The sequence below is a fragment of the Streptomyces sp. NPDC008238 genome, from assembly GCF_042956445.1.
Taxonomy (GTDB): Bacteria; Actinomycetota; Actinomycetes; order Streptomycetales; family Streptomycetaceae; genus Actinacidiphila.
This window is the reverse complement of record NZ_JBIBGK010000015.1, coordinates 17,892-39,654: the sequence shown is the minus strand read 5'-3', so window position 1 is coordinate 39,654 and position 21,763 is coordinate 17,892. Positions and strand designations below refer to the sequence as shown.

The following is a 21,763-nucleotide window of genomic DNA, read 5'->3' as shown; positions in this document are numbered from 1 at the left end:
GCGGCCCCGCACGGACGAGTCTCGTGGTGTCGGGAAACACGGCCCCACCAAGGAGACGCATCGCCATGGACGCCACCGCACTGACCCCGCTCGCCGACCACTGGGACGGGGGACCGGGTCCCTGGATCCTGTTCTTCCCGCTGATCTGGGCCGCCGCCATCGCGGGCGTCGCATTCGTGCTGCGCCGTACCGCGTGGCGCCGGGGCCTGGGCCGCGGCCCCTGGCACGCCCGGGCCGCGATCGGCGAACACTCGCCGATCGCCGTGCTGGGCCGCCGCTTCGCCGCGGGCGAGATCGACGAGGACGAGTACTGGCGCCGGCTGTCCGTCCTGGACGAGCAGTTCGGCCCCTTCTCCAAGGGCGGCGAGCGATGACCGCCGCCCGCGTCGTCGACGCCGTCAAGACCTACGGGACGGGCGACGCCCGGGTGCACGCCCTGGACGGGGTCACGGTGGCATTCCCCGCCGGACGCTTCACCGCGATCATGGGCCCTTCCGGATCCGGCAAGTCGACCCTCATGCACTGCGCCGCCGGGCTGGACACCCTCACCTCGGGGACCGCGTGGATCGGCGGCACCGAACTGGGGGCGCTCGGCGACCGGCAGTTGACCCTGCTGCGCCGGGAGCGGGTCGGCTTCGTCTTCCAGTCCTTCAACCTGCTGCCGACCCTGACCGTGGCGGAGAACATCACGCTGCCCCTGGACCTGGCCGGTGCCGCCACGGACCAGGAGTGGGTGGACGCCCTCATCGACGTCGTGGGCCTTCGCGACCGGCTGCGGCACCGCCCGGCCGAACTCTCCGGGGGACAGCAGCAGCGCGTGGCCGTCGCCCGGGCACTGGCCGGGAGGCCCGAGGTCGTCTTCGCCGACGAGCCCACCGGCAACCTCGACTCGCGGTCCGGCGAGGAGGTGCTGCGCCTGCTGGGACGGGCCGTCCACGACATGGGCCGCACGGTCGTCATGGTCACCCACGACCCGGTCGCCGCCGCGCACGCCGACGAGGTCGTCTTCCTCGCCGACGGGCGCCTGGTGGACACGATGACCGACCCGAGCGCGGAGGAGGTCCTCGACCGCATGAAGGCCTTCGACACCGCGCGCGACACCGAACGCGACGCCAGCCGCGCCGCCAGCCGCGAGGCCGCACCACTGCAGCGGGTGACGTCGTGAGCTCGTCGACCGGCCCCATCCGCGCCTCCCTGCGGCTGAGCCTGTCGTCCCTGAGGGCCCACAAGCGCCGGTTCGCCGGCACCTTCCTCGCGGTCTTCCTGGGGGTCGCCTTCCTGACCGGCACCATGGTGATGGGCGACACCCTTCGTGCCGGCTTCGACGTTCTCTTCGCGAGCGCCAACGGTGGCACCGCCGTCGTCGTCCGCAGCGCCGACGTCGTCACGGTCGCCGGGGAGGGGCAGGGCACCCGTGAGCCCGTGGACACCGCGCTCGTGGCGCGGCTGCGCTCCGTGCCCGGGGTGGCGGCCGTCGCGCCCGGCATCGAGGGCGGCGGCCTGCTCGTCGGCCGCGACGGCGAGCCCGTCGGCGGCCAGGGCCCGCCCACCCTCGCCGGGAACTGGATCGACGACGCCGGGCTCAACCCGTACGCCCTCGCCGAGGGCCGCGCGCCCAGGGCATCCGGCGAGGCCGTGGTCAACCGCGCCGCGGCCGAGAAGGGCGGGCTGCGCGTCGGCGACACCACGGTGCTGCGCACGCCCGACCCGTTCCGCGTGAGGATCGTCGGACTGGTCACCTTCGGCGGTCAGGACGGCATGGGCCAGTCCACCTACACCGGCCTCACCCGCGCCGACGCCGAGCGTCACCTGATGCCGAGGCCCGGCCAGGCGTCGACGATCAAGGTGCGCGCGGCCGCGGGCGTCGGCCAGGAGGAACTCGCCACGCGCGTCGCGGGCGTGCTGCCCCGCGGCGTCGAGGCGATCACCGGACAGCAGGCCACGGAGGAGAACCTCGACCAGGTCTCCGGACGGTTCCTGTCGCTGTTCACGACCCTGCTCACGGTGTTCGCCGGGATCGCCCTGCTCGTGGCGACGTTCGGCATCCACAACACCTTCGCCATCGTCGTCGCCCAGCGCACCCGGGAGAACGCCCTGTTGAGGGCGCTCGGCGCGTCCCGGCGCCAGGTGCTGGGCACGAGCCTCGCCGAAGCGGTGGCCGTGGGACTGGCCGCCTCGGCCGCCGGGCTCCTCGGCGGGATCGGCGTCGCCGCAGGGCTCCAGGCGCTCTTCCCCGCCGTCGGATTCCCCTTCCCGGACGGCGGGCTGGTCGTCGGCGCCACCGCGATGGCCGTACCGCTCGGCGTCGGCCTGCTGGTCTGCACCGGTTCGGCCGTGCTGCCCGCCTTCCGGGCCGGCAGGACGGCGCCGCTGGCCGCGCTGCGCGAGACGGCGGCCGACCACTCCGCCGCCTCGCGCGGAAGGGCGCTGCTGGGGGCCGCGTCCGCGGTGGCCGGAGTCGCGGCGACCGTGACGGGCGCGACGGGCACGCCCCGGGTGTGGCTCACCTCCGTGGGCGCCGCTCTGGTCGTCGTCGCGTTCGTCGTCCTGGGGCCCGTCGCCTCCTCGTACGCGGTACGCGTCCTCGGTGCGCCGCTCGTACGGCTGCGCGGGGTCACCGGGGCGTTGGCCCGGCGCAACGCGCTGCGCGGTCCGAAGCGCACGGCGGCCACCGCCACCGCGCTGATGATCGGCGTCGCGGTCGTGTCGTTGTTCACGGTGTTCGGCGCCTCCCTGAAGGCGACCATGGACCGGACCGTGGACCGCTCCTTCGCCGGCGACGTGGCGGTGACCGCCTCCGGGTTCGGCGCGGGCGCAGGCGGACTCAGCCCGGAGCTCGCGCCCGCGGTCGCCAGGCTGCCGCAGGTGGCGACCGCGGTCGGGCTCGGCAAGGGCGTCGCCGAAGTCGACGGCGGCGGACGGCAGCTGACGGTCACCGACCCGGTCGCCCTCACCCGTGTGCTGGACCTCGGAGCCGTCGACGGGTCGCTGGGCGACCTCGGCAAGGACGGCATCGCCGTGTCCGGCAAGGAAGCGGACAAGCACCACTGGAAGCCGGGTAGCACCATGGTGCTGGGCTTCGCCGACGGCACCCAGGAGCCGTTCACCGTGCGCGCCGTCTACCGGGAAGCCGGTCTGGCGGGCGACTACGTGATCACCCGCACCGCCTGGGCACCGCACAGGGGTCAGGACTCCGACGCCCTCGTCGCCGTCGCCTACCAGGAGGGCGTCGCACCCGACGACGGGCGGGCGGCCGTCCGGGAGGTCGCCCGCAGGTACGGCAATCCCGAGGTGCAGACCCGCGAGGAGTACGCGGAGTCCGCCGCCTCGGGCGTGGACATCATGCTGACGCTCATCTACGCGCTGCTCGCGCTGGCCGTCCTCATCGCCCTGCTGGGCATCGCCAACACGCTCACCCTCGCGGTGCACGAACGCACCCGCGAACTGGGGCTGTTGCGGGCGGTCGGGCAGACCAGGGCGCAGCTGCGGGCCATGGTGCGCTGGGAGTCCGTCCTGGTCGCCGCCTTCGGCACGGCCGACGGCCTGGGGCTCGGGGCCTTCCTCGGCTGGGCACTGGTCAAGGCGTCGGACGCCGCGGGCACGAGCGCCTTCGCGCTGCCGCCCGGCCGGCTCGCGGTCGTCCTGCTGGTCGGGCTGGTCGCCGGGGTCCTGGCCGGATGGCGCCCGGCCCGGCGCGCGGCACGCCTGGACGTACTGAGGGCCATCGCCGCGGAATGACTCCGCCGACGACGGCCCGGAGGGCCACGGCCGCCGTGCCCCACCGGGGTGCGGCGGCCGCGCGTCAGACCAGAACCGGTTCGGCCGCGGCCGGGACCAGACGATCGAGCACCGGGGGCCACGCCTCCGGCGTCTCGGGAAGGACCGGCAGCGTCCGCGGGGCGACCTTGCGGACGACGGCCGCCGACACCTGTTCGCTCATCGTGCTGGGCGAGACCGTCGCCTCGGCCCGGAGCGTGAACCACACGACCTTGCCGCCGTCGTTGAGGGTCTCGGTGCCCCAGCTGTCGCTCATCGACACGACCATGGCGAGGCCGCGGCCGCAGGTGGCCAGGGGCTCGAACTCGCGGACCCGCGGCAGGCGCGGGTCGTTGTCCGAGACGGCGACGGTGAGCCAGCCCGAGGCGAAGCTCAGCTCGACGGAACAGCGCTTGTCCGGCCGGGCGTGCCGGTGGACGTTGCCGAGCAGTTCGGTGATGCCCAGCAGAGTGGGGTCGATCAGCGGGTCCAGCCGCCAGTACCGCAGCTGAGCGGCGAGGATACGGCGTACCTGCTGGATCCGGGACGGCAGTGCCTCAAGTTCCAGAGCACACTGCCGCTTACTGCCTTCTGAGCTGATCACGGCTGCGACTCCCTCCGCGGTGGAGGGCGCGCCCCTGTGACCGGGGCATGCCCCGCCCGCATGGAATGGGAACACCTTTGCGGGATTGCTGTGAGTGACTGCTGCAGTGACTCCGTGACGCCACTCAAGGATCACCCCGATGGATGCTTACCGCAACTCCGTGAACGCGGAGAGTGCCGTTCCGTTCGCGTCAGTGCCGCTTGACCCGCTCGCGGGCGGTCCGCAGGGCGTCCAGGAAGCGGCCCGCCGAGGCCGCGCCCTGCGTGCGCAAGGTCAGCAGGTAGCCGGTGCCGTTGAGGCGGGCAAGGGTGCGGCGCCGTACCGCGAACCGCGGGGTCAGGGCGTGGACGTCCTCCACCGGAGCGCTGTCGATCTCCCGGCCGCGGCTGGTGAGCAGCACCAGGCGGCCGTCCTGGATCACGACCTGCCCTCCCCGGGTCAGCGACCGCAGCCGCCGTCCGATCCGCACCCCTGTGGCGGTGAACTCCGCTTCGGCCACGGCGCATCCCTCCTTCGTCCGGTCGCAGTCTGCCCGCTCCGGGGGGCGCCGCACCAGCGCCCGCCTAAGATCGGGACACAGGCGGCGAACGAAGGGCGGCGCGGGTGAGCAGCAACGAGAAGGGCGACCGCGAAGACCGCACAAGGGCGGCGCAGACCCTGCCCACCATCGATCTGGACCGGACCGACCCGCACTACCGAGGATGGCTCAAAGAGGCCGTACGGAAGGTCCAGGCGGACGCCAACCGCTCCGCCGACACGCACCTGTTGCGCTTCCCGCTCCCCGACGCCTGGGGCATCGACCTCTACCTCAAGGACGAGTCGACCCACCCCACCGGCAGCCTCAAGCACCGCCTCGCCCGCTCGCTCTTCCTCTACGGGCTGTGCAACGGCTGGATCCGGCCCGGGAAACCCGTCATCGAGGCCTCCAGCGGATCGACCGCGGTGTCCGAGGCGTACTTCGCGGCCCTGATCGGCGTGCCGTTCATCGCCGTCATCCCGCGCACCACGAGCTGGGAGAAGCAGCGGCTGATCGAGTTCCACGGCGGCCGCTGCCACCTGGTGGACGACCCGCGGACGGTCTACGAGGTCTCCGCCCGCCTCGCGGAGGAGAGCGGCGGCCACTACATGGACCAGTTCACCTACGCCGAACGCGCCACCGACTGGCGCGGCAACAACAACATCGCCGAGTCGATCTACCAGCAGCTGCGCCTGGAGCGGAACCCCTGCCCGGCATGGATCGTGGCGACCGCCGGCACCGGCGGCACCTCGGCGACCATCGCGCGCTACGTCCACTACATGCAGTACGACACCTTGGTGTGCGTCGCGGACCCGGAGAACTCGGTGTTCTTCGACGGCTGGGTGAGCGGCGACGACTCCGTGTGCTGCGAACGGGGTTCGCGGATCGAGGGCATCGGCCGCCCCAGGGTGGAGCCGAGTTTCGTGCCCGGTGCGGTCGACCGGATGATGAAGGTGCCGGACGCGGCGTCGGTGGCGGCGGTACGCGCCCTGGAGGCGGCCATCGGGCGCAAGGCCGGGGGGTCGACGGGCACCGGTCTGTGGAGCGCCTTCAAGCTCGTCGCGGAGATGGTCGCGGCGGCCCGCACGGGCAGTGTCGTCACCTTGCTGTGCGACCCCGGCGACCGCTACCTGGACAAGTACTATGCGGATGCCTGGCTCGCCGAACAGGGCCTGGACATCCGGCCGTACGCCGCCACCATCGACGCCTTCCTGGCCGCGGGGAACTGGCCGGACTGACCCGGTCCGTCCGTTCCGTTCTGTTACGTCGTGGTCACCCGGAGTCCGCCGGAGCACCGCCTTCCCTTCTCCGGGCGCTCTTAGCGTCCCGATATGACGATCTCTCAAGTGGCGTCTCCGGCCGTCGCGCCGCCGCCCCCCGCGCCCGGTGCGTCCGCGCCGCCCGCGCCCCGGGTGCCGGTGCCGCCCGTCCGGGCACGGCGCCGGCGCATGCCGCCCCCGGCGCGGCTGGTCGTCCAGGCGACCGCCGCACTCGTCGCCGTCCTCGCCCTGTGCCTCGCCGCGGTCGTCGGGGCCGTCACCGTGCGGTCGGACGCCGAGCAGTTGCGCGACACGTCCGCACACCGCGCCGCCGTCGCCGCCGAACTCCGCTTCGCCCTCGCCGACCTGGACGCCCAGCGCGCCAACCAGCTGGTGCCCGGCCACGCGGCCGACGACCCCGAGGTGTCGGTCGGCAACCGGCTGCTCGCGCTCATCACCGCGCAACAGCGCCGCGCCCAGGCCAGCGACCTCCTCCGCCGGCTCGGCGGCGACGAGGCCCACGCCGCGCAGGTGCGCGGCATCCTCGACCTCCTCGGGCGCTACGACGACGCCGGCGGCCGCGCCGCCTACGTCGACGAACAGCACCACGAGCGGGCCGCGGGCCACCCGCCGGCGGTCGCCGTCGCCTTCTCCGCGGAGGCGGGCGACATCATGCACAGCCATCTGCTGCCCAAGGTCGCGACCCTGGCGAACGCCTACGACGCGCAGGCCACCGCGGCCTCGCGCACCGCGCAGGACGCCGCCATGGGCTCGGCCGTGGCCGTCGGCGCACTCGGCCTGATCGCCGTCGCCGTACTCCTGTGGTGGCAGCGCGACCTGACGCGCCGTTACCGCCGTCTGATCAACCCGGCACTGGCCGCCGCCACCGCGGCCGCGCTCGGCGTCACCCTGGCCGGGGTGTTCGCCTTCACCGGCGCCGCCGCCGACCTCGACGCCGGGACCCGGGACGGACTGCGCCCCTGGTCGCGTCTGGCGGAGGCGCGCGCCGTCGCCGCGGAGGCCGCCGCCACCCAGAGCCGCTGGCTCGTCAACGGCGCCGAGCCGCAGCAGCGCGCCGAACTCGACTCCCTCAACCGGCGGCTGGACGGTCTGCTCGCCCCCGGCGGGTGGGCCTCGGCGGACGAGCGCCCGGCGTACGCCGACGTCAACGAACGCTACGGGCACTTCCGCGCCGACGACCGCCGGCTCGTCGGGCTGATGGCCGGCAAGCGGATCGACGAGGCGGCCGTGGTGCTCACGGACGTCGGCCGCGGGGAGGTGGGCTTCGACTTCTGGGACTTCGCGACCACCCTGGACGCCCTCGCCCAGCACCAGCAGGCCGACTTCGTCGCGCGCACGGACGCCGCGCACGCCGGGCTCGACGGCTGGCCCGCCGTTCCCGCCGGTGTCCTGGGCATCGCCGCGGTCCTCGTGGTGGTGGGCGTGCGGCCGCGCCTCGCGGAGTACCGCTGAGCCGGCGACAGCGGGGGCGACGGGGACCGACGGGAGGCGACGGGGGCAACCGGGCCGACGGGACCGGCGGGGGCGCCCGGGCTTGTGGGGAACCTGTGTTCGGTTATAGAAAGGCCTGTCTGCCCGATCTTGTGAAAGAGCCTCCGGTGACCACGACCCCGCCGTCCCCCGACGACGTCCCCTCCGTTCCCGACGACGTCTGGGACCGGTTCGTACAGGACACCGAGGCGGACATCCGCTCGTCGGCGCCCAAGGAACCCTCCGCACGGGCCCGCATGGTCACCGAGCGGCTGCGGCAGCAGGACGAGGAGGCGGCGCGCCGCACCAAGCGCAGGTGGCGTGGGACCCCGCCGCCCGCGCAACCCGAGGGCTGGCGCACCGGCCCCGCCGTCTACCAGGTCGAGGAACGCCGCCCCCGGCGCCGCCGGTGGCTCGGGCTGGTCGGCGTCCTCGCCGCGGTCGGCGTGCTGCTGTTCGCCCTGAACCCGGGCTGGGCACTGGACGCGATGCGCGGCGGCGACAGCGGCGGTGGTGGCGGGGCGGAACGCTCGCCGCTCCCCGTGGAGACCGCTCGGCCGACGGGCGCCCCCTCGCAGCAGGCGTTCCCCGGTATGCCCACATCGGACGAGCCCTTCGCGGGTTCCCCGGCGGAGCGGTACGCCGACGGCGCGGAGGGGATCGTCCCGCCGAAGGCGCGGGCTGCCGGCTGGATGACGTCCGCGCAGGTGGCGGCGGCCCTGAAGAACGTCAAGGCGTTCCTGGTCGACACCAACCTCGACCCCGCCACGCTGCGGGGCGAACGGCCGGACGCCGCCCTGGGGATGCTCGACCCGAGCCAGCGCGAACTGCGCGCCCGGTTCGAGACGGCCTTCCGCAAGCCGACCGAGAAGAACGACCCGCTCCGCCTCGCGGTGCGCTTCAAGCCCGCGGAACTCGCCCTGGCCGGCGACGTGGTCAAGACCCGCGGACGGATGACCTTCGGCAAGGGCAAGGAGCACGCCGTCGTCGTCCATGCCGACTACACCTTCGTGTACCCCCTGGTAAAGGTGGGGTCCGGCTCCGACGAGGTCGCCCGGACGATCGTCCGCCGCGTCCTGGACCTGGAGTTCCCGGATCCGTCCCGCTACCGGGTGACCCCCGGCAAGTTCGCGATCACGTTGTACGACGACGACGTCGCCAACTCCGCCTGCTTCGTCCACGACGGCTGGCTCCACCCGCAGTTCGCCTCCGACGCCTCGGCTCGCGAGGACGCCGATCGGTCGGGACCCACGGTGGACCCCTACGACCGCAGCCGGGACCTGGTGGCCGAGCGCACCGAGACCGAGGGCTGCGGCACCGTCTCCCGCACCTGAGGTGTCCGGGCCCCGCTCACGAGGCCAGCCGGCGGTCCAGCGAGCGGACCGCCGCGCGGAAGGACAGGCCGAGGCCCGGGCGGGACATCAGCAGGAAGGTGCGCAGGGCCGGCGGCCCGTCGGCGGCGAAGGTCCAGCGCACATGGGTGCCGCCGTCGGGCGTGGGGGAGAGCGCCCACTCCTCCAGCAGGGCACGCAGGCCGGGGACGTTGGTGGCGTCCGCGCGGTAGACGAAGCGGCGCGGGGGCTCGTCGGCGAGGACGGTCTCCTCGAAGCGCACTCCCGCGCGCAGCCCGATCGTCCGGCCCCCGGTGGTCGGCACGGCGGCCGTGACGGCGTCGAACCACGCCGTCCAGCCCTCGGTGTCCTCGGCGAGGGCGGCGTGGACGGCTCCGGGCGGCGCCGAGGCATCGGCGGCGAAGACGAGACGGAGCGGCGCCGAGGCGAGGAAGCCCAGGTCCACCTGGCGTGTGGGGCGCAGTGGTCGCGTCATGCGCCGTACGGTAGTTGATGGACCGTCAGTTGTCTGCGGGACCCCCGCCGGGGACGTCGCCCGGCTCGGTGTCCCCCGGCTCACCGGCGACGACCAGGTCCGACAGGTGCTCGGCGATCTCCGCCCGCAGCACCTCGGGGATGCCGGCGTCCGTGACGAGGGTGTCCACGTCCTCCAGCGTGGCGAAGGAGCTCAGGCCCACGGTGCCCCACTTGGTGTGGTCCGCGATGACGACCACCCGGCGGGCGGAGCGCACGAAGCGCCGGTTGGTCTCCGCCTCGGCGAGGTTGGGGGTGGACAGGCCCGCCTCGACCGAGATGCCGTGGACGCCGAGGAAGAGCAGGTCGAAGTGGAGCGAACCGATGGCCCGGTCCGCCACGGGGCCGACGAGGGAGTCCGAGGGGGTGCGCACCCCGCCGGTGAGGACGACGGTCGCGGCGCCCTCGCGGCCGCTCGCGCCGCGGGCCGCGGAGTGGAAGACGTCGGCGACCCGCACGGAGTTGGTGACCACGGTGAGGTCGGGGACGTCCAGCAGGTGGTGGGCGAGGGCGTACGTCGTCGTGCCGCCGGTGAGCGCGATGGCGCTGCCGGGGGTGACCAGGCGGGCGGCGGCGCGGGCGATGGCCTCCTTGGCCCCGGGCTCGAGGCCCGCCTTCGCCTCGAAGCCCGGCTCGTGGCTGCTGGCCGGGGCGACGGGCACGGCGCCGCCGTGGACCTTCTCGACCACGCCCTGACGGGCCAGCGCGTCGAGGTCGCGGCGGACCGTCATGTCCGAGACGTTCAGCTTCCGGGTCAGCTCGTTGACCCGGACCCCGCCGCGCCGCCGGACCTCGTCCAGGATCAGCGCACGGCGCTGTTCCGCGAGCAGGTTCTGGTTGTCGCTCACCCGAGGTCCCGTCCCATCCTCTGATGTGATCCCGATGCTGCCCCGACCGGCAGTCTCGCCATCCTTCCACGACCTCCCCCGCCGGGCGGGGGCCGGAAGGCACGGGGTGACCGGTCCCACACGTACCGCGCGTGACACGTTCGGGTGGCATTCGTGAACACCTCTGTCCAGTACTGGTACGTGTGCCCGATTCTGAATACGCGCGATGCCGTACGCGCGTCACGGGGAAAGTACGGGAGGCGATCGCGATGCGGTCGGATACGGTACGGACGGAGCTGTCGCTCGAGCTGCTGGTCCACGGCGTCGGCGGGACGACCCCGCAGACGATGCTCAACGACCCGCGCATCACGCGAGTCTGCGGTGACGACACCGCCGGGATCTACCGGCGTGCCGACGACGCCGACGCGGAGCGCCGTCCGCAGGAGTACGGCGAGGGCCCGGTGCCCGACGCCTACTCGTGGTGCAACCTGACGTCCGGGGACGAAAGTCGCGCGCTGTGGCTGCTCCTGCTCCCCTTCATGGTGGCCAACCTGGCCCACTGGATGCGGCCCCCGGTCTCGGGGCCCGGCCTGGACCGGGCCTACGACGTGCTGGTGCGGCTGCTGGCACTGTCGCTGACGGTGCTGCTGGTGGCCGCGGCCTGCGAGGTCGCGATGGATCTGGTGGCCTGGCAGTGCGCGGGCAACGCGGCCTGCGCGGGCGGGAAGAGCTGGCTGTCCTTCCTCGCCGCCGGCGAGCCGGGGCGCCGGATCGCCGCCGGGGCGGCGCTGCCCGGCGGGCTGACCCTGCTGCTGTGGTGGCTCTCGCGGCGCACCTGGTACGCCTATGAGTCCCAGCGCCCGCTGCCCGGCCCGCATCCGCGGGAGCGGGAGGGACCGGACGTCACGCCGCTGGCCCGGCGCGGCTTCTGGTACGGGCGACGGCTGGTCGCTCGGCTCCGTGCGGCGCACACGGCGGCCGGGCTGCTCACGGTCGCGTTCGCGCTCGTGGTCCCCCCGCTGGAACGGGACATGGACGCCGGCGGGGTGCGGATACTCGCCGCCGTCGGCTGGCTGCTGACGGGCGCCCTGGCGGGGCTGACGGTGGCGGCGGTCGCCGTGACCTGCGGCATGGGGCGCAGCGAGCACGCGCCGGACGAGGCCCTGGACCCACGACTGGCCCGGGCGATGCTCGGCGGCACGGCTGCCGCGCTGCTCGCCGCGGCCGGTTACGCCTGCTGGCACCGTCCGGGCTGGAACGCCGTCGGACGGCTCCCGTCCGGGGAGGCCTTCGGCTGGCTCGCCCTGGCTCAGGGGGCGTTGCTCGTGGCGCTCGCCTCCGTCGCCCATCTGATGTACCGATCCGGCGGCGGCCGCGCGGAGCTGCGCGGGCTGGGGGGACCGGCGGTGGCCCTGCTCGCCTGCTCCCTCGGCGGCGTGCTGACCGGTGGCATCGCCCAGCGGGTCGCGGACTGGCTGGACCGCGGCGCCACACCGGGCAGCGGCGGCAGCGCGGTCGCGGGGCCGCCCGTGCTGCTGTCCTGGCAGGCCTCGGCGATCCCGGTGCTGCTGCTGGTGCTGGCCGTGGTGGTCGTCGTGCGCGGCAGGAGACTGGTGCGCCGCTCCCGGGCACTGGTGCCGAAGGTGGAGTCGGACTACCCGGGGGAGGAGCACGAGCCCGCGCGCAGCCGCCAGATCGCCATGGCCCGGGCCAGAGCCGAACTCACCGACCAGGCCGCCCTGTTCATCGGGGTCATCGGGGCCGTCGCCTTCCTGCTGGGCGCCGGGGCGCTCGCCGGGGCCTGGCTGAGCCGTGCCGTCCCGGGACGGGCCGGGGCCGGCGCGCCCGGCTGGCTGCGGACGGTCGCGGAGACCGCCCAGGGACTCGGTTCCTGGCTGGTCGGCGCGGGGGTGGTCGCCCTGATCGCGCTCGGCCGCCGGGCCTACCGCGACGCGGGGGCGCGCCGCACCGTGGGCATCCTCTGGGACGTCGGCACCTTCTGGCCGCGCGCCGCGCACCCCTTCGCCCCGCCCTGCTACGCCGAGCGCGCCGTGCCCGACCTGACCTGGCGGATGACGACCTGGACCCGGGCGCACCCCGGCCGGATCATCCTCTCCGGGCACTCACAGGGCAGCGTCCTGGCCGCGGCCGCGGTGTGGCAGCTGGATCCGACGACCCGGGCGCGGATCGCCCTGCTCACCTACGGTTCTCCGCTGGGCCGGCTGTACGGGCGCTGGTTCCCCGCCTACTTCGGGCCCCCTGCCCTGACCTCGCTCCACGGCGAGCTGCACGCCTGGCGCAACCTGTGGCGCCGTACGGATCCGATCGGCGGCCCGGTCCACCTCGACGAGCCCGGACCACCGGTCGACCGGGCGCCGCTGCCCGATCCGGCGGCGTACGGACGGACGGCGGAACACCCGCTGCCCGCGCCGCTGCTCACCCACTTCGACTACCAGGCCGACCCGGCCTTCGCGGCCGAGCGCGGCGCGCTGCTCGGCTGGTTGTACGGGAACGCGGAGGGGGTGCTGCCCGTGCAGGGTCAGGGCAGCGGGGGAAGGTCCTCCGGGTAGAGCAGCTGCAGTTCCTCGTGGCTGGGCTCGCTGATCCGGGCGAGCCGCCCCGCGTGGCGCTCGACCATGGCCTCGAAGGTCTGCCGGGCGGTGCGGCCGTTGCCGAACGCCGGGCCCTTGGGGATCGCGGTGAAGTACTTGTAGAGCGCCTCGCCGGTGTCCTCGGAGAGCTGGTACTCGTGCTCCTCGGCCTGGGCCCGCACGATCCGCAGCAGTTCGACCGGGGTGTAGTCGTCGAAGGTGATGGTCCGCGAGAAGCGGGAGGCGACACCGGGGTTGGCGGACAGGAAGTGCTCCATCTCCGCCGTGTAGCCGGCGACGATCACCACGACGGCTTCGCGGTGGTCCTCCATCAGCTTCACCAGGGTGTCGATCGCCTCCCGCCCGAAGTCCCGGCCCGAGTCCTCGGGGGCGAGCGCGTACGCCTCGTCGATGAAGAGCACCCCGCCGCGGGCGCGATCGAAGGCCTCCTGGGTGCGGATGGCGGTCGAGCCGATGTGCTCGCCCACCAGGTCGACCCGGGCCACCTCCACCAGGTGCCCGCGCTCCAGCACGCCCAAGGTGGCCAGGATCTCGCCGTAGAGCCGGGCGACGGTCGTCTTGCCCGTGCCGGGGGAGCCGGTGAAGACCAGGTGGCGGCGCGGGGAGGGGGCCTTGAGGCCGGCCTCGCGGCGTCTGCGGCCCACCGCGATCAGGTCGATCAGCGAGCGCACCTCGCGCTTGACGCTCTCCAGGCCTACCAGCGCGTCGAGTTCGGCCAGCACCTCGTCCGAGGGACGGGCGTCCGCGGCCGGGGCCTGCGGGGCCGCGGGCTCGGCGGCGGTCGGCGCCACGGGCAGTCCGCCGAGCAGCCCGAACGACGCAGGGGCGGGCTGCCGTTCGCCGGCCGGAGCGGGCACGCCCGAGGACTCCGGCACGGTACGGCGCTCACCGCTCTGGTCCCCGGTGCAGTCCTCCGTGACCGGTCCCGGCTCGGCGAACTCGTAACCGCCGCGCGCGCAGCGCTCCGTACGGCAGCGGGTGAGCGTGGAGCGGCAGCCGTCGATGATGTGGAAGCCGTAGCCCCGGCTGCCGGTGACCCGGCACCCGGTGAAGGTGCCGCGGCCGCCCGCGGAGACGTAGAACCCGGCCTCGGCCGGGTTGGTGACGACGCAGCGCTCCAGCGTGGGGTCGGCGCCCTTGGTGACGATGACGCCCGTGGCCGTGTCGTCGATGGTGCAGGCGGACAGTGTGCCGCCGCTGCCGTGGTCGCGGAACCAGGCGCCGGTGGAGGCCTCGCGGATGCGGCAGTCGTCCAGTTGCACGGTGGCGCCGTCGCTGACCGAGACCGCGGTGTTGCGGACCTGGGAGATGTCGCAGTCGACGACGTCGGCGCGGGAGCCCCGGTCGAGCACGAACAGGGCGTCGGGCACGTCGTGCACGCGACAGGAGTCCAGGACGGCGGCCGCGCCGTCGCTGACCCAGACCGCCGGGTAGTCCCCTTGGCTGTCGTGGATCTCGCACTGGTTGGCGTCCACCCGGGTGCCCGGGTCCCACACCGACAGGCCGTTGCGGCCGAAGCGCCGCACCGTGGTGCGGGTGAGGGTGAGGACCGAACGGGAGCGCAGGTCGACGGCGTTCTCGGGGACGTTGTGGATGTCGCAGTCGGAGAGCGTGAGCACGGCGTCCGTGTCCAGGGTGATGCCGTCGCCGGTGGTGCGGTGCACCTGGCACTCGGTGAGGTGGCCGGCGGCGCGCGAGGCGACCTGTACGCCGGTGCCCTTGACCTCGTACACCTCGCAGCCGACCGCCTCGGCCACGGTGCCCTCGCCGGTGAGCGCGAGTCCCGCGCCGGAGGCGTTGTGGACCCGGCAGCGCTCCAGCCGCGGGGAAGCGCCGCCGCGCACCGAGATGCCGGTCTGGCCCGCGGACACCACCTCGCAGTCCTCGAACAGGCCGCCGGCGGCCTCCAGGACGCTGATCCCCAGCCCCGCGGGGTTGTCGACGGTGCAGCGGCGCACGGTCGGCCGCGCCCCGTCGCGGACCTCTATGCCCACCGCGGAACGGGTGCTGACCCGCAGTCCGGTGAGTTCGGGCGCGGCGTCCTCGACGAGGAGGGCGGCGGCGGAGGTGTCCTGGCCCTCGACGGAGAGGTCCTGGACCGTCGCCGCGGCCCGTACGGTCAGCGCGACACCGGCGGGCGGGGCGATCCGCACGGAGCCCGGGCCCTCGGCCGCGCGGAGCGTTATGACCTTCTCCACGACGAGGTTCTCCCGGTAGGTCCCGGGGTTGACCGAGAGCACGTCGCCCTCGGCGGCCGCCTCCAGGGCCGCGGCGAGGCTCTCGTACTCTCCCGTGCGGCGGCGCCACCGCGAGCTGCTGGTGTGCGTCACCTGAACCACGCCCTGTGCCATGGAGATGCTCTGCCCCGTCCTCTTGCACTGCGCCGACCTGGGGGCCTCCACGGTAGCGCGCGCCGGGCGCGCGCCAGCACCCAGATGCTGATGGATCACCTGATGGATCCGGCCGGATGACGCCGATTGCGGATGATCCGCGGCACCGGCCTACGTACCCGGTGTGGTCAGCCGCCGGCCCCGGCCCGGCCCCAGCTCTGCCCGGCGGCCGCCCACTCGCGCTCCCACTCGGCGAGCCTGCGTCGCATCAGGTGCCACATGAGCACCTGGCGCCCCATCAACCCCAGCACGGTCGCGGCGAGGAAGGTGCCGATGCCGGCGAGCATCGCGTGCGTCGTGGCGGAGCGGGAGTCCAGGGGCGCCGGCACGGGCAGGGCACCGGACCTGTCGGTCCACATCGTGATGTGGTCGCCCTTGTCGTGGGAGGCGCCCACCCGTACCTGGGCGGTGTGGACGTGCCCGTCCGGCGACGTCCAGCGGACCACGGCGTCGCGGCGGTCCTCGTGGACGCGGCCGGACTCGGGGTCGGGGTCGGGGGCCTCACGCGGACCGGCCCTGAGCACCACGGCGGAGACCTCGGTGCGGTTGGCGTGCTCGACGCTGACGGTGTGCTGGAGGGAGTGGTCCACGGTCAGCCCGGCGGTCAGCCCGGCCGCGGGCGCGCCCAGCACGATGGCGCAGCCGGCCGCGACCCCCGCGCATGCCTCGAACACGTCGGAACGGCGGCGCAGGCTGTTCTTCCGCCAACGCCACCACCGCACGTGCGTGGCCGCCATCGGGCGCACCCCCTTCACCGTCCAAGTACCGCACACGGCGCGGTACATGCGCGGCATGGACCGGGCGGGAGAGAGCCGTCTCACGCCGGCGCCCACCCGGGGCCCGGACAGTGCCGCGGTCTTGGGACGCGTTCACTCCATACATGTCAACGCGTCGCCCACCCGGAGTGTTCCGGGTCGTTCGGGCACGAGATTCTGTCCGAAAACCAGTCTGCCCCCGATTCTGCGGTGGCGCGCGAGGGTGCGCAGCGGTTCCCGGCCGCGGGCCGCGGTTCGCTGGTCGGTGGTGGTCACCACGCAACGCCCGCAGGGCTTCACGACACGGAATTCCACTTCCCCGATGCGGATCCGGGTCCAGGTGTCCTCGGCCCAGGCACCGGTCCCCGCGATCACGGCGTTGGGACGGAAACGGTCCATCGGCAGCGGCCCCTCCCCGGCGTGGTCGCCCGCGGCGACCAGCGCGTTGAGGGCGGCCAGCGAGGCCTCGGTCGTCACGAGCAGGGGGAAGCCGTCGGCGAAGCTCACGGTCTCCCCGGGGCGCGCGTACTCCGGGTCGACCGGGCGCCGACGGGCCGGGTCGTCGAGGTGGACGAGGGTGACCTCCGCGCCCAGGAACGTGCCGAACCAGGCGGCGGCCGCGTCTCCCGCGGGCACGGCCTCCACCTTGTCGCCCCATATGTGCACCGGGACCGTCGTGGACGGTCCCGGTACCGCGATGTCCAGCACCGGCATCCCCGGAGCGGTGAGCAGCAGCCCACCGCCGGGGGACGGCTCCGCGCGCGCCAGGGCCAGCCGGGGTTGCTCGCGCTGCGTGACGCATCGTCCCGCAGCGTCCACGAGCATCCACCGGCGGTCTCCGGCGAGCCCCCACGGCTCCACCACTGCCTCGGACAACCGCTGTCCACCGAGCGACTTGACGGGGTGGACGTGCAGTGAACTGAGGTGAGGTGTCGGCGTCGGAGTCGTCATTCCGCCATCGTGCCAGGCGGCACGGTCACCCGTCGGCGGGGACCGGGCCGCCCGCGGTCGTCAGCCGGAGTAGTAGCCCTGGCCGAGGTTCCGCCGCTGGTACGGCTGCTCGTCGTAGCCGGTCGGTGCGACCGGGCGCGGCGGGGCAGGACGCGGGGCGGCGGCGGGGCGCACCTGCTCGTAGCCGGCCGGGCCCTGGTACTGCTGCGGGGCCTGCTGCGCCGGGTACCCGCCGTTGAACGCTGCGGGACGGGGCGCGGTGGCCTGCTGCGGGATGTAGGGCGCCGGTGCCTGCTGCAGCTGGGGCTGCTGGTAACCGGGCGCCGAGTAGCCGGAGTACGACGGCGTGCTCGGCGCGGAGGAGTGGTGGGACGGTCCGGGGGGCAGCGCGGGGAGCGCGGCCGGCAGGGCCGGGAGATTGCTGCCGGTGGTCTCGTACGCGGACGGGACGCGGATCGGCGCGATCTGGGGGGTGCCCCGCTCTGCGACCAGGCTGTCGTAGATGGGGGTGTCGGGGAAGAACGGCGACGTGTAGTAGCCACCGCTGTAAGAACCGCGGGGGGAGGTCATAGCCCATAAGTTAAGCCCACGATGTGCTGGTTGGGGAGACCGATTAGCAGGTCATTTCATGTGCAGTGAGTGACGGCTGACCCTTATTGCGATCGAATCGGAGGAAATCGGCCCGTGGCCGCCGTTCGGATCGCGTAAAGGCGCTGGGCCTGGGGCGTTACCGCTCGTCACGCGGGAACACAGGAGCGGAGAAGCACCCGGCCGGATGGTGCCGGAGGGTGACGGGACCGGCACTCTCGCGCACCAACAGGTCACCCGCACGAAGGAGAAACGCGGTGTTTCCGTGACTCCGGCGAACTTCGTCCCGCGGGGACCCCGATGTGCCACAGTGAGCCATGCGCGTCGCCATGCTCTTCGGGCAGGACCGGCCCGCGCGGCCGGACGAATGGCACAAGGCCGCGGCGACCGTCGCCGACGTCGTCGACGTGGTGGCCGTCCACGAGTTGACCCTGCCCGCCGTCCGCGGGCTCCCCTACGCCGGCCGCGACCCCGAGCGTCCGCACCACTACCAGGTCGCCGTCCCCCACGGCGGCGCCGTGGCGCGCCGGGTCACCGCGGGGCGCGTCGGGGGCGTGCTGCGCCACGAGGCGGCCGAGTGCGGCCGGTTCGACCTCCTCCACGGCCATCTGCCCGGCGCCGAGGAACTGCTGCCCCGGCTCGCACGCGCCGCGAGGCTGCCGTACGTGCTCACCGAGGACGACCCCTCCCTGTTCGGCCACCCCACGTGCCCGCTCCCCGGCCTGCCCGCGCGGCGGGCCCGCGCGCGGGTCTACCGCGAGGCCGCCGCCGTGCTCGCGGTCAGCGACGCCCTGCTGCTGCGGCTCGGCGAACTGCGCCTGCCCGGCCGGCACTGCCTGGTCCCGCACCCGGTCGGTCCCGAGTCGCTGCCGCCGGTGCCGGCCCGTGCCCGGATCAGCCAGGACCCGGTGCGGGTGGCGGCCGCCGGGCGCTTCGAGGCCCACGAGGGCTGGGAGGTGCTCGTGCACGCCTTCGCCGCCGCACGGGTCAAGGATCCGCGGCTGCGGCTGGACGTCGTCGCCGAGGGGGCCGCCGAACTCCCCGCCGACGTACGCGAGCTGATACGCAAGTGCGGGGTGGCCCACATCGTCACGGTGCGCCGGGCCCGGGGCCGCGCCGAGGCGCTGCACACCGTCGCCCACGCCGACCTCTTCCTCGTGGCGAGCCACGTGGAGAGCTTCTGCGTACGCGCGCTGGACGCGCTGGGCTGCGGCACGCCCGTCGTCGGCACCCGCACCGGCGCGCTGCCCGAACTCGTCGGGCACGACGGCGGGGTGCTCGTCGAACCCGGTGACGCCCCCGCTCTCGGCCGGGCGCTCGTGGAGGCCGCCGTCCGGCTGTCCTCGCGCCGGCCCGCGCTCCTCGCCGACCGCACCCGGCGCCGTTACGGCACGGCGGCCGTCGGTGCCCGGCTGGCCGTCGTCTACGCCGAGGCGTCGTCGGGCCGCGGCCGCGCATAGGTGCGGCCCTTCCACGCGGCCCCGCGGCCGCGGCCGTGCTGCACGGCCGAGTCGACCGTCATCAGCAGGTAGAGGACCGCCGTGAACGGCAGCAGCAGCGCGGGCCACGGCGGCCGGCGGTAGTAGCGGAGCATCGGCAGGTAGGTACCGCACATCAGGGCCCACGCCGCCGCACCCGCCGCGCACAGCCACCCGTCCCCGGTGAGCGCCCCGCCGATCGTGGCGAGCGGCGGGACCACGTACACCAGCAGCAGGCCGAGCACCGTGCCGGTGAGGAGGACCGCGCTGTGCCGCAGCTGCGCGTAGGCGCTGCGCGACACCATGCGCCACAGCTCGGTGAGGCCCGGGTAGGGACGGACGCTGTCGACCTCGTCGGCCAGGCCCAGCCAGATCCGCCCGCCCGAGCGCTTGACGGCGCGGGCCAGCGCCACGTCGTCGATCACCGCGTGCCGGATCGTGTCGGGCACGCCCGCCCGCTCCACCGCCGTGCGGCGGATCAGCACGCAACCGCCGGCCGCCGCGGCGGTCCTGGCACGCGGCCGGTTCACCCGGCGGAACGGGTACAGCTGGGCGAAGAAGTAGACGAAGGCCGGGACGATCAGCCGTTCCCAGGTGCCGGCGACCCGCAGCCTGGCCATCTGCGACACCATGTCCAGGCCGGCGCCCTGCGCCGCGGCCACCAGGTGGCGCAGCGAGTCGGGGCCGTGCGCGATGTCGGCGTCCGTGAGCAGCAGGAACTCGGGACCGCCGGAAGAGGTGGCGACCTCGATGCCGTGCCGGACCGCCCACAGCTTCCCCGTCCAGCCCTCCGGCACGGGGCCCGGGCTGACGACGCGCAGCGGCAGTCCCTCCGCACGCCCCGCCAGCTCACGGGCCAGTTCCCCGGTGCCGTCGGTGCTGCCGTCGTCCACCAGGACGACCTCGGCGCGTCCCGGGTAGCGCTGCGCCAGGACGCTCGGCAGGCTCCGCGGCAGCACCTCCGCCTCGTCGCGCGCCGGGACGACCACCGCCACGTCCGGCCACTCCCGCGGCTCCGCCGCCACGGCCGGCAGCCGCACGTCCGTCCGCCAGAACAGCCCCTGTGCCAGCAGCAGCCACACCCACGCCAGCAACGACACCACGGTCACCCACGTCAGCCACGTCACCCCCGCAGTGTGCCGCCGTCGCCCTCCCGCACGCGTCATTTCCCCCGGTACGGCCGCGGAGCGGGGCGACAATCGCATCGCGTAAGGTGGTGCCCCGTGAAGATCGCGCTGATGGACTCCGGTATCGGCCTGCTCGCCGCGGCCGCCGCCATCCGACGGCTGCGGCCCGACGCGGACCTCGTGCTCTCCGCCGACCCCGACGGCATGCCCTGGGGTCCGCGCACCCCCGAGGACGTCACCGCGCACGCGCTGGCCTGCGCCCTCGCCGCCGCCGAGCACCGCCCGCAGGCGCTGATCGTGGCCTGCAACACCGCCACCGTGCACGCCCTGCCCGCGCTTCGCGCGGCACTCGAACCCGCGATCCCGGTCATCGGCACCGTCCCGGCGATCAAGCCCGCCGCCGCCGGGGCCGGCAAGGTGGCGATCTGGGCGACCCCGGCGACCACCGGCAGCCCCTACCAGCGCGGGCTGATCGAGGAATTCGGCAACGGCGCCGAGATCACCGAGGTGCCCTGCCCCGGCCTCGCCGACGCCGTCGACCGCGCCGACGAGGCCGCGACCGCCGCGGCCATCGCCGCCGCGGCCGCGCTCACGCCCGCCGACGTCGAGGCGGTCGTCCTCGGCTGCACCCACTACGAGCTGGTGGCCGACCGCATCCGGGCCGCCCTGGCCGCCCCCGCCCTGCTGTACGGCTCGGCCGACGCCGTCGCCGCCCAGACGCTCCGCCGCATCGGCGCCGGGCCCCGCCCCGACGCGGCGCTCACCGGAAGCCTCGCGGTGATCCTCAGCGGCCGGGCGGGCACCGTCACCGCCGAGGCCCTGGCCTACGCGGAGGGCCGCTCCCTCGGCACCGACGTGGCCCCCGCCGCGGCCGAGGCCCGCTGACCCCGCCCCGCACGGCGTCCGGGGGCGCCGCCACTTTCCGCCGTATCCGCTCCGTACAACGGTGCCAACTCGCCGTGGGATGAGTAGGCTGCGCACTATGACGGACGCGCAGCGTGACGACGCGCGTACATCCCAGGTGTGGACGGGCCACGCGAGCAACCGCTTCCAGTGGCTCCTCGCGGCCGCGGGGGCTGCCTGCATGGCGCTCGGCATCGAGCTCGCCGTGACCTCGCCCTACACCTCGGGCACGGTGCCGCTGGTCATGTCGGTGGTGGGCTGCATCGCGGCGGGGCTGCTGGTGCTGTTCGGAACCGTCGCGTTCACGCACGTCCGCGTGAACGTGGACCGGGACGGGCTCCAGGTGCGCTGCGGCCACATCGGCGTGCCCCGCCGCCGGATCCGGTGGGAGGAGATCAACGACGCGCACCTCGCGCCCGTCGTCAGTCCCCGCCACTGGGGCGGCTGGGGCTACCGCTGGCGGCCCGAGCAGGGCACCGCGGTCGTGGTCCGCCGCGGGCCGGGGGTCGTCATCGACCTGGGCAACGGCCGGCACTTCACCGTCACCGTGGACGACGCCGAGGGCGCCGTCCAGGCCATCCGCAGCCGGCTGGGCCTGCGCCCGTAGCCCGGGGGCCACGGGCGCAGACGTACCGGCCGG

At 74.5% G+C, this 21,763-nt stretch carries 19 protein-coding genes; 10 read left to right on the top strand and 9 right to left on the bottom strand.

Annotated elements, in window-relative coordinates; genetic code table 11:
- Positions 1-65: 65 nt before the first annotated feature.
- Genes ACFZAU_RS26540 through ACFZAU_RS26530 form a run of 3 tightly spaced genes read left to right on the top strand, consistent with a single transcriptional unit; the run spans position 66 to position 3,738 of the window.
- Complete coding sequence (locus ACFZAU_RS26540) at positions 66-374, top strand: SHOCT domain-containing protein (RefSeq protein WP_500554251.1); 309 nt, start codon at positions 66-68, stop codon at positions 372-374.
- Positions 371-1,165 (top strand): ABC transporter ATP-binding protein, encoded by a 795-nt coding sequence (locus tag ACFZAU_RS26535; RefSeq protein ID WP_500554250.1) that lies wholly within the window; start codon positions 371-373, stop codon positions 1,163-1,165. The genes ACFZAU_RS26540 and ACFZAU_RS26535 overlap by 4 nt, the downstream gene beginning before the upstream one ends.
- Before the next feature lie 17 nt (positions 1,166-1,182).
- Positions 1,183-3,738, top strand: coding sequence for an ABC transporter permease (locus ACFZAU_RS26530; RefSeq protein WP_500554332.1), 2,556 nt, complete (start codon positions 1,183-1,185; stop codon positions 3,736-3,738).
- Between the two features lie 64 nt (positions 3,739-3,802).
- Here the strand turns inward: ACFZAU_RS26530 and ACFZAU_RS26525 are convergent, their stop codons facing one another.
- Together ACFZAU_RS26525 and ACFZAU_RS26520 are read right to left on the bottom strand one after the other, a co-directional pair.
- Positions 3,803-4,360, bottom strand: coding sequence for an ATP-binding protein (locus tag ACFZAU_RS26525; protein WP_500554249.1), 558 nt, complete (start codon positions 4,358-4,360; stop codon positions 3,803-3,805).
- Positions 4,361-4,550: 190 nt separating this feature from the next.
- Positions 4,551-4,859 (bottom strand): hypothetical protein, encoded by a 309-nt coding sequence (locus ACFZAU_RS26520; RefSeq protein WP_499607575.1) that lies wholly within the window; start codon positions 4,857-4,859, stop codon positions 4,551-4,553.
- Positions 4,860-4,963: 104 nt separating this feature from the next.
- Here ACFZAU_RS26520 and ACFZAU_RS26515 point away from each other — a divergent pair, with 104 nt between their 5' ends.
- The 3 genes from ACFZAU_RS26515 (at position 4,964) to ACFZAU_RS26505 (ending at position 8,961) form a co-directional block, all read left to right on the top strand.
- Positions 4,964-6,115, top strand: a complete 1,152-nt coding sequence (locus ACFZAU_RS26515) for a PLP-dependent cysteine synthase family protein (protein WP_500554248.1) — start codon at positions 4,964-4,966, stop codon at positions 6,113-6,115.
- Positions 6,116-6,208: 93 nt separating this feature from the next.
- Positions 6,209-7,609, top strand: coding sequence for a GlnX family signal transduction membrane protein (locus tag ACFZAU_RS26510; RefSeq protein ID WP_500554247.1), 1,401 nt, complete (start codon positions 6,209-6,211; stop codon positions 7,607-7,609).
- Between the two features lie 146 nt (positions 7,610-7,755).
- Positions 7,756-8,961: a hypothetical protein gene (locus ACFZAU_RS26505; protein WP_500554246.1), complete on the top strand. Its 1,206-nt coding sequence runs from the start codon at positions 7,756-7,758 to the stop codon at positions 8,959-8,961.
- 16 nt (positions 8,962-8,977) lie between these two features.
- Here the strand turns inward: ACFZAU_RS26505 and ACFZAU_RS26500 are convergent, their stop codons facing one another.
- Both ACFZAU_RS26500 and ACFZAU_RS26495 read right to left on the bottom strand, forming a co-directional pair.
- The gene (locus tag ACFZAU_RS26500) at positions 8,978-9,454 is read right to left on the bottom strand and encodes an SRPBCC family protein (protein ID WP_500554245.1); all 477 of its coding nucleotides are present in this window, start codon (positions 9,452-9,454) and stop codon (positions 8,978-8,980) included.
- 25 nt (positions 9,455-9,479) lie between these two features.
- Positions 9,480-10,340 (bottom strand): DeoR/GlpR family DNA-binding transcription regulator, encoded by an 861-nt coding sequence (locus tag ACFZAU_RS26495; RefSeq protein ID WP_500554244.1) that lies wholly within the window; start codon positions 10,338-10,340, stop codon positions 9,480-9,482.
- Positions 10,341-10,588: 248 nt separating this feature from the next.
- Between ACFZAU_RS26495 and ACFZAU_RS26490 the strand changes: the two genes are divergently transcribed.
- A complete protein-coding gene (locus ACFZAU_RS26490) occupies positions 10,589-12,889 on the top strand; it encodes a hypothetical protein (protein ID WP_500554243.1) in 2,301 nt (766 codons plus the stop codon).
- Here the strand turns inward: ACFZAU_RS26490 and ACFZAU_RS26485 are convergent.
- The 4 genes from ACFZAU_RS26485 to ACFZAU_RS26470 all read right to left on the bottom strand — a co-directional run bounded on the left by ACFZAU_RS26485 (position 12,859) and on the right by ACFZAU_RS26470 (position 17,597).
- Positions 12,859-15,282, bottom strand: coding sequence for a right-handed parallel beta-helix repeat-containing protein (locus ACFZAU_RS26485; protein ID WP_500554242.1), 2,424 nt, complete (start codon positions 15,280-15,282; stop codon positions 12,859-12,861). The genes ACFZAU_RS26490 and ACFZAU_RS26485 overlap by 31 nt on opposite strands.
- A gap of 167 nt (positions 15,283-15,449) precedes the next feature.
- Entirely contained in the window at positions 15,450-16,058 is a 609-nt protein-coding gene (locus ACFZAU_RS26480; RefSeq protein ID WP_500554241.1) for an Rv1733c family protein, read from the bottom strand.
- 132 nt (positions 16,059-16,190) lie between these two features.
- Complete coding sequence (locus tag ACFZAU_RS26475) at positions 16,191-17,027, bottom strand: MOSC domain-containing protein (RefSeq protein WP_500554240.1); 837 nt, start codon at positions 17,025-17,027, stop codon at positions 16,191-16,193.
- Between the two features lie 60 nt (positions 17,028-17,087).
- On the bottom strand, positions 17,088-17,597 hold the full coding sequence (locus ACFZAU_RS26470; protein WP_499607546.1) for a DUF6643 family protein: 510 nt from the start codon (positions 17,595-17,597) through the stop codon (positions 17,088-17,090).
- Between the two features lie 335 nt (positions 17,598-17,932).
- Between ACFZAU_RS26470 and ACFZAU_RS26465 the strand changes: the two genes are divergently transcribed.
- Positions 17,933-19,075, top strand: a complete 1,143-nt coding sequence (locus ACFZAU_RS26465; RefSeq protein WP_500554239.1) for a glycosyltransferase family 4 protein — start codon at positions 17,933-17,935, stop codon at positions 19,073-19,075.
- Here ACFZAU_RS26465 and ACFZAU_RS26460 read toward each other — a convergent pair.
- On the bottom strand, positions 19,039-20,259 hold the full coding sequence (locus tag ACFZAU_RS26460) for a glycosyltransferase (protein WP_500554238.1): 1,221 nt from the start codon (positions 20,257-20,259) through the stop codon (positions 19,039-19,041). The two genes, ACFZAU_RS26465 and ACFZAU_RS26460, sit on opposite strands and share 37 nt — an antisense overlap.
- 57 nt (positions 20,260-20,316) lie before the next feature.
- Between ACFZAU_RS26460 and ACFZAU_RS26455 the strand changes: the two genes are divergently transcribed.
- Entirely contained in the window at positions 20,317-21,105 is a 789-nt protein-coding gene (locus ACFZAU_RS26455; RefSeq protein WP_500554237.1) for a glutamate racemase, read from the top strand.
- A gap of 97 nt (positions 21,106-21,202) precedes the next feature.
- A complete protein-coding gene (locus ACFZAU_RS26450) occupies positions 21,203-21,730 on the top strand; it encodes a hypothetical protein (RefSeq protein WP_499607535.1) in 528 nt (175 codons plus the stop codon).
- Positions 21,731-21,763 lie beyond the last annotated feature (33 nt).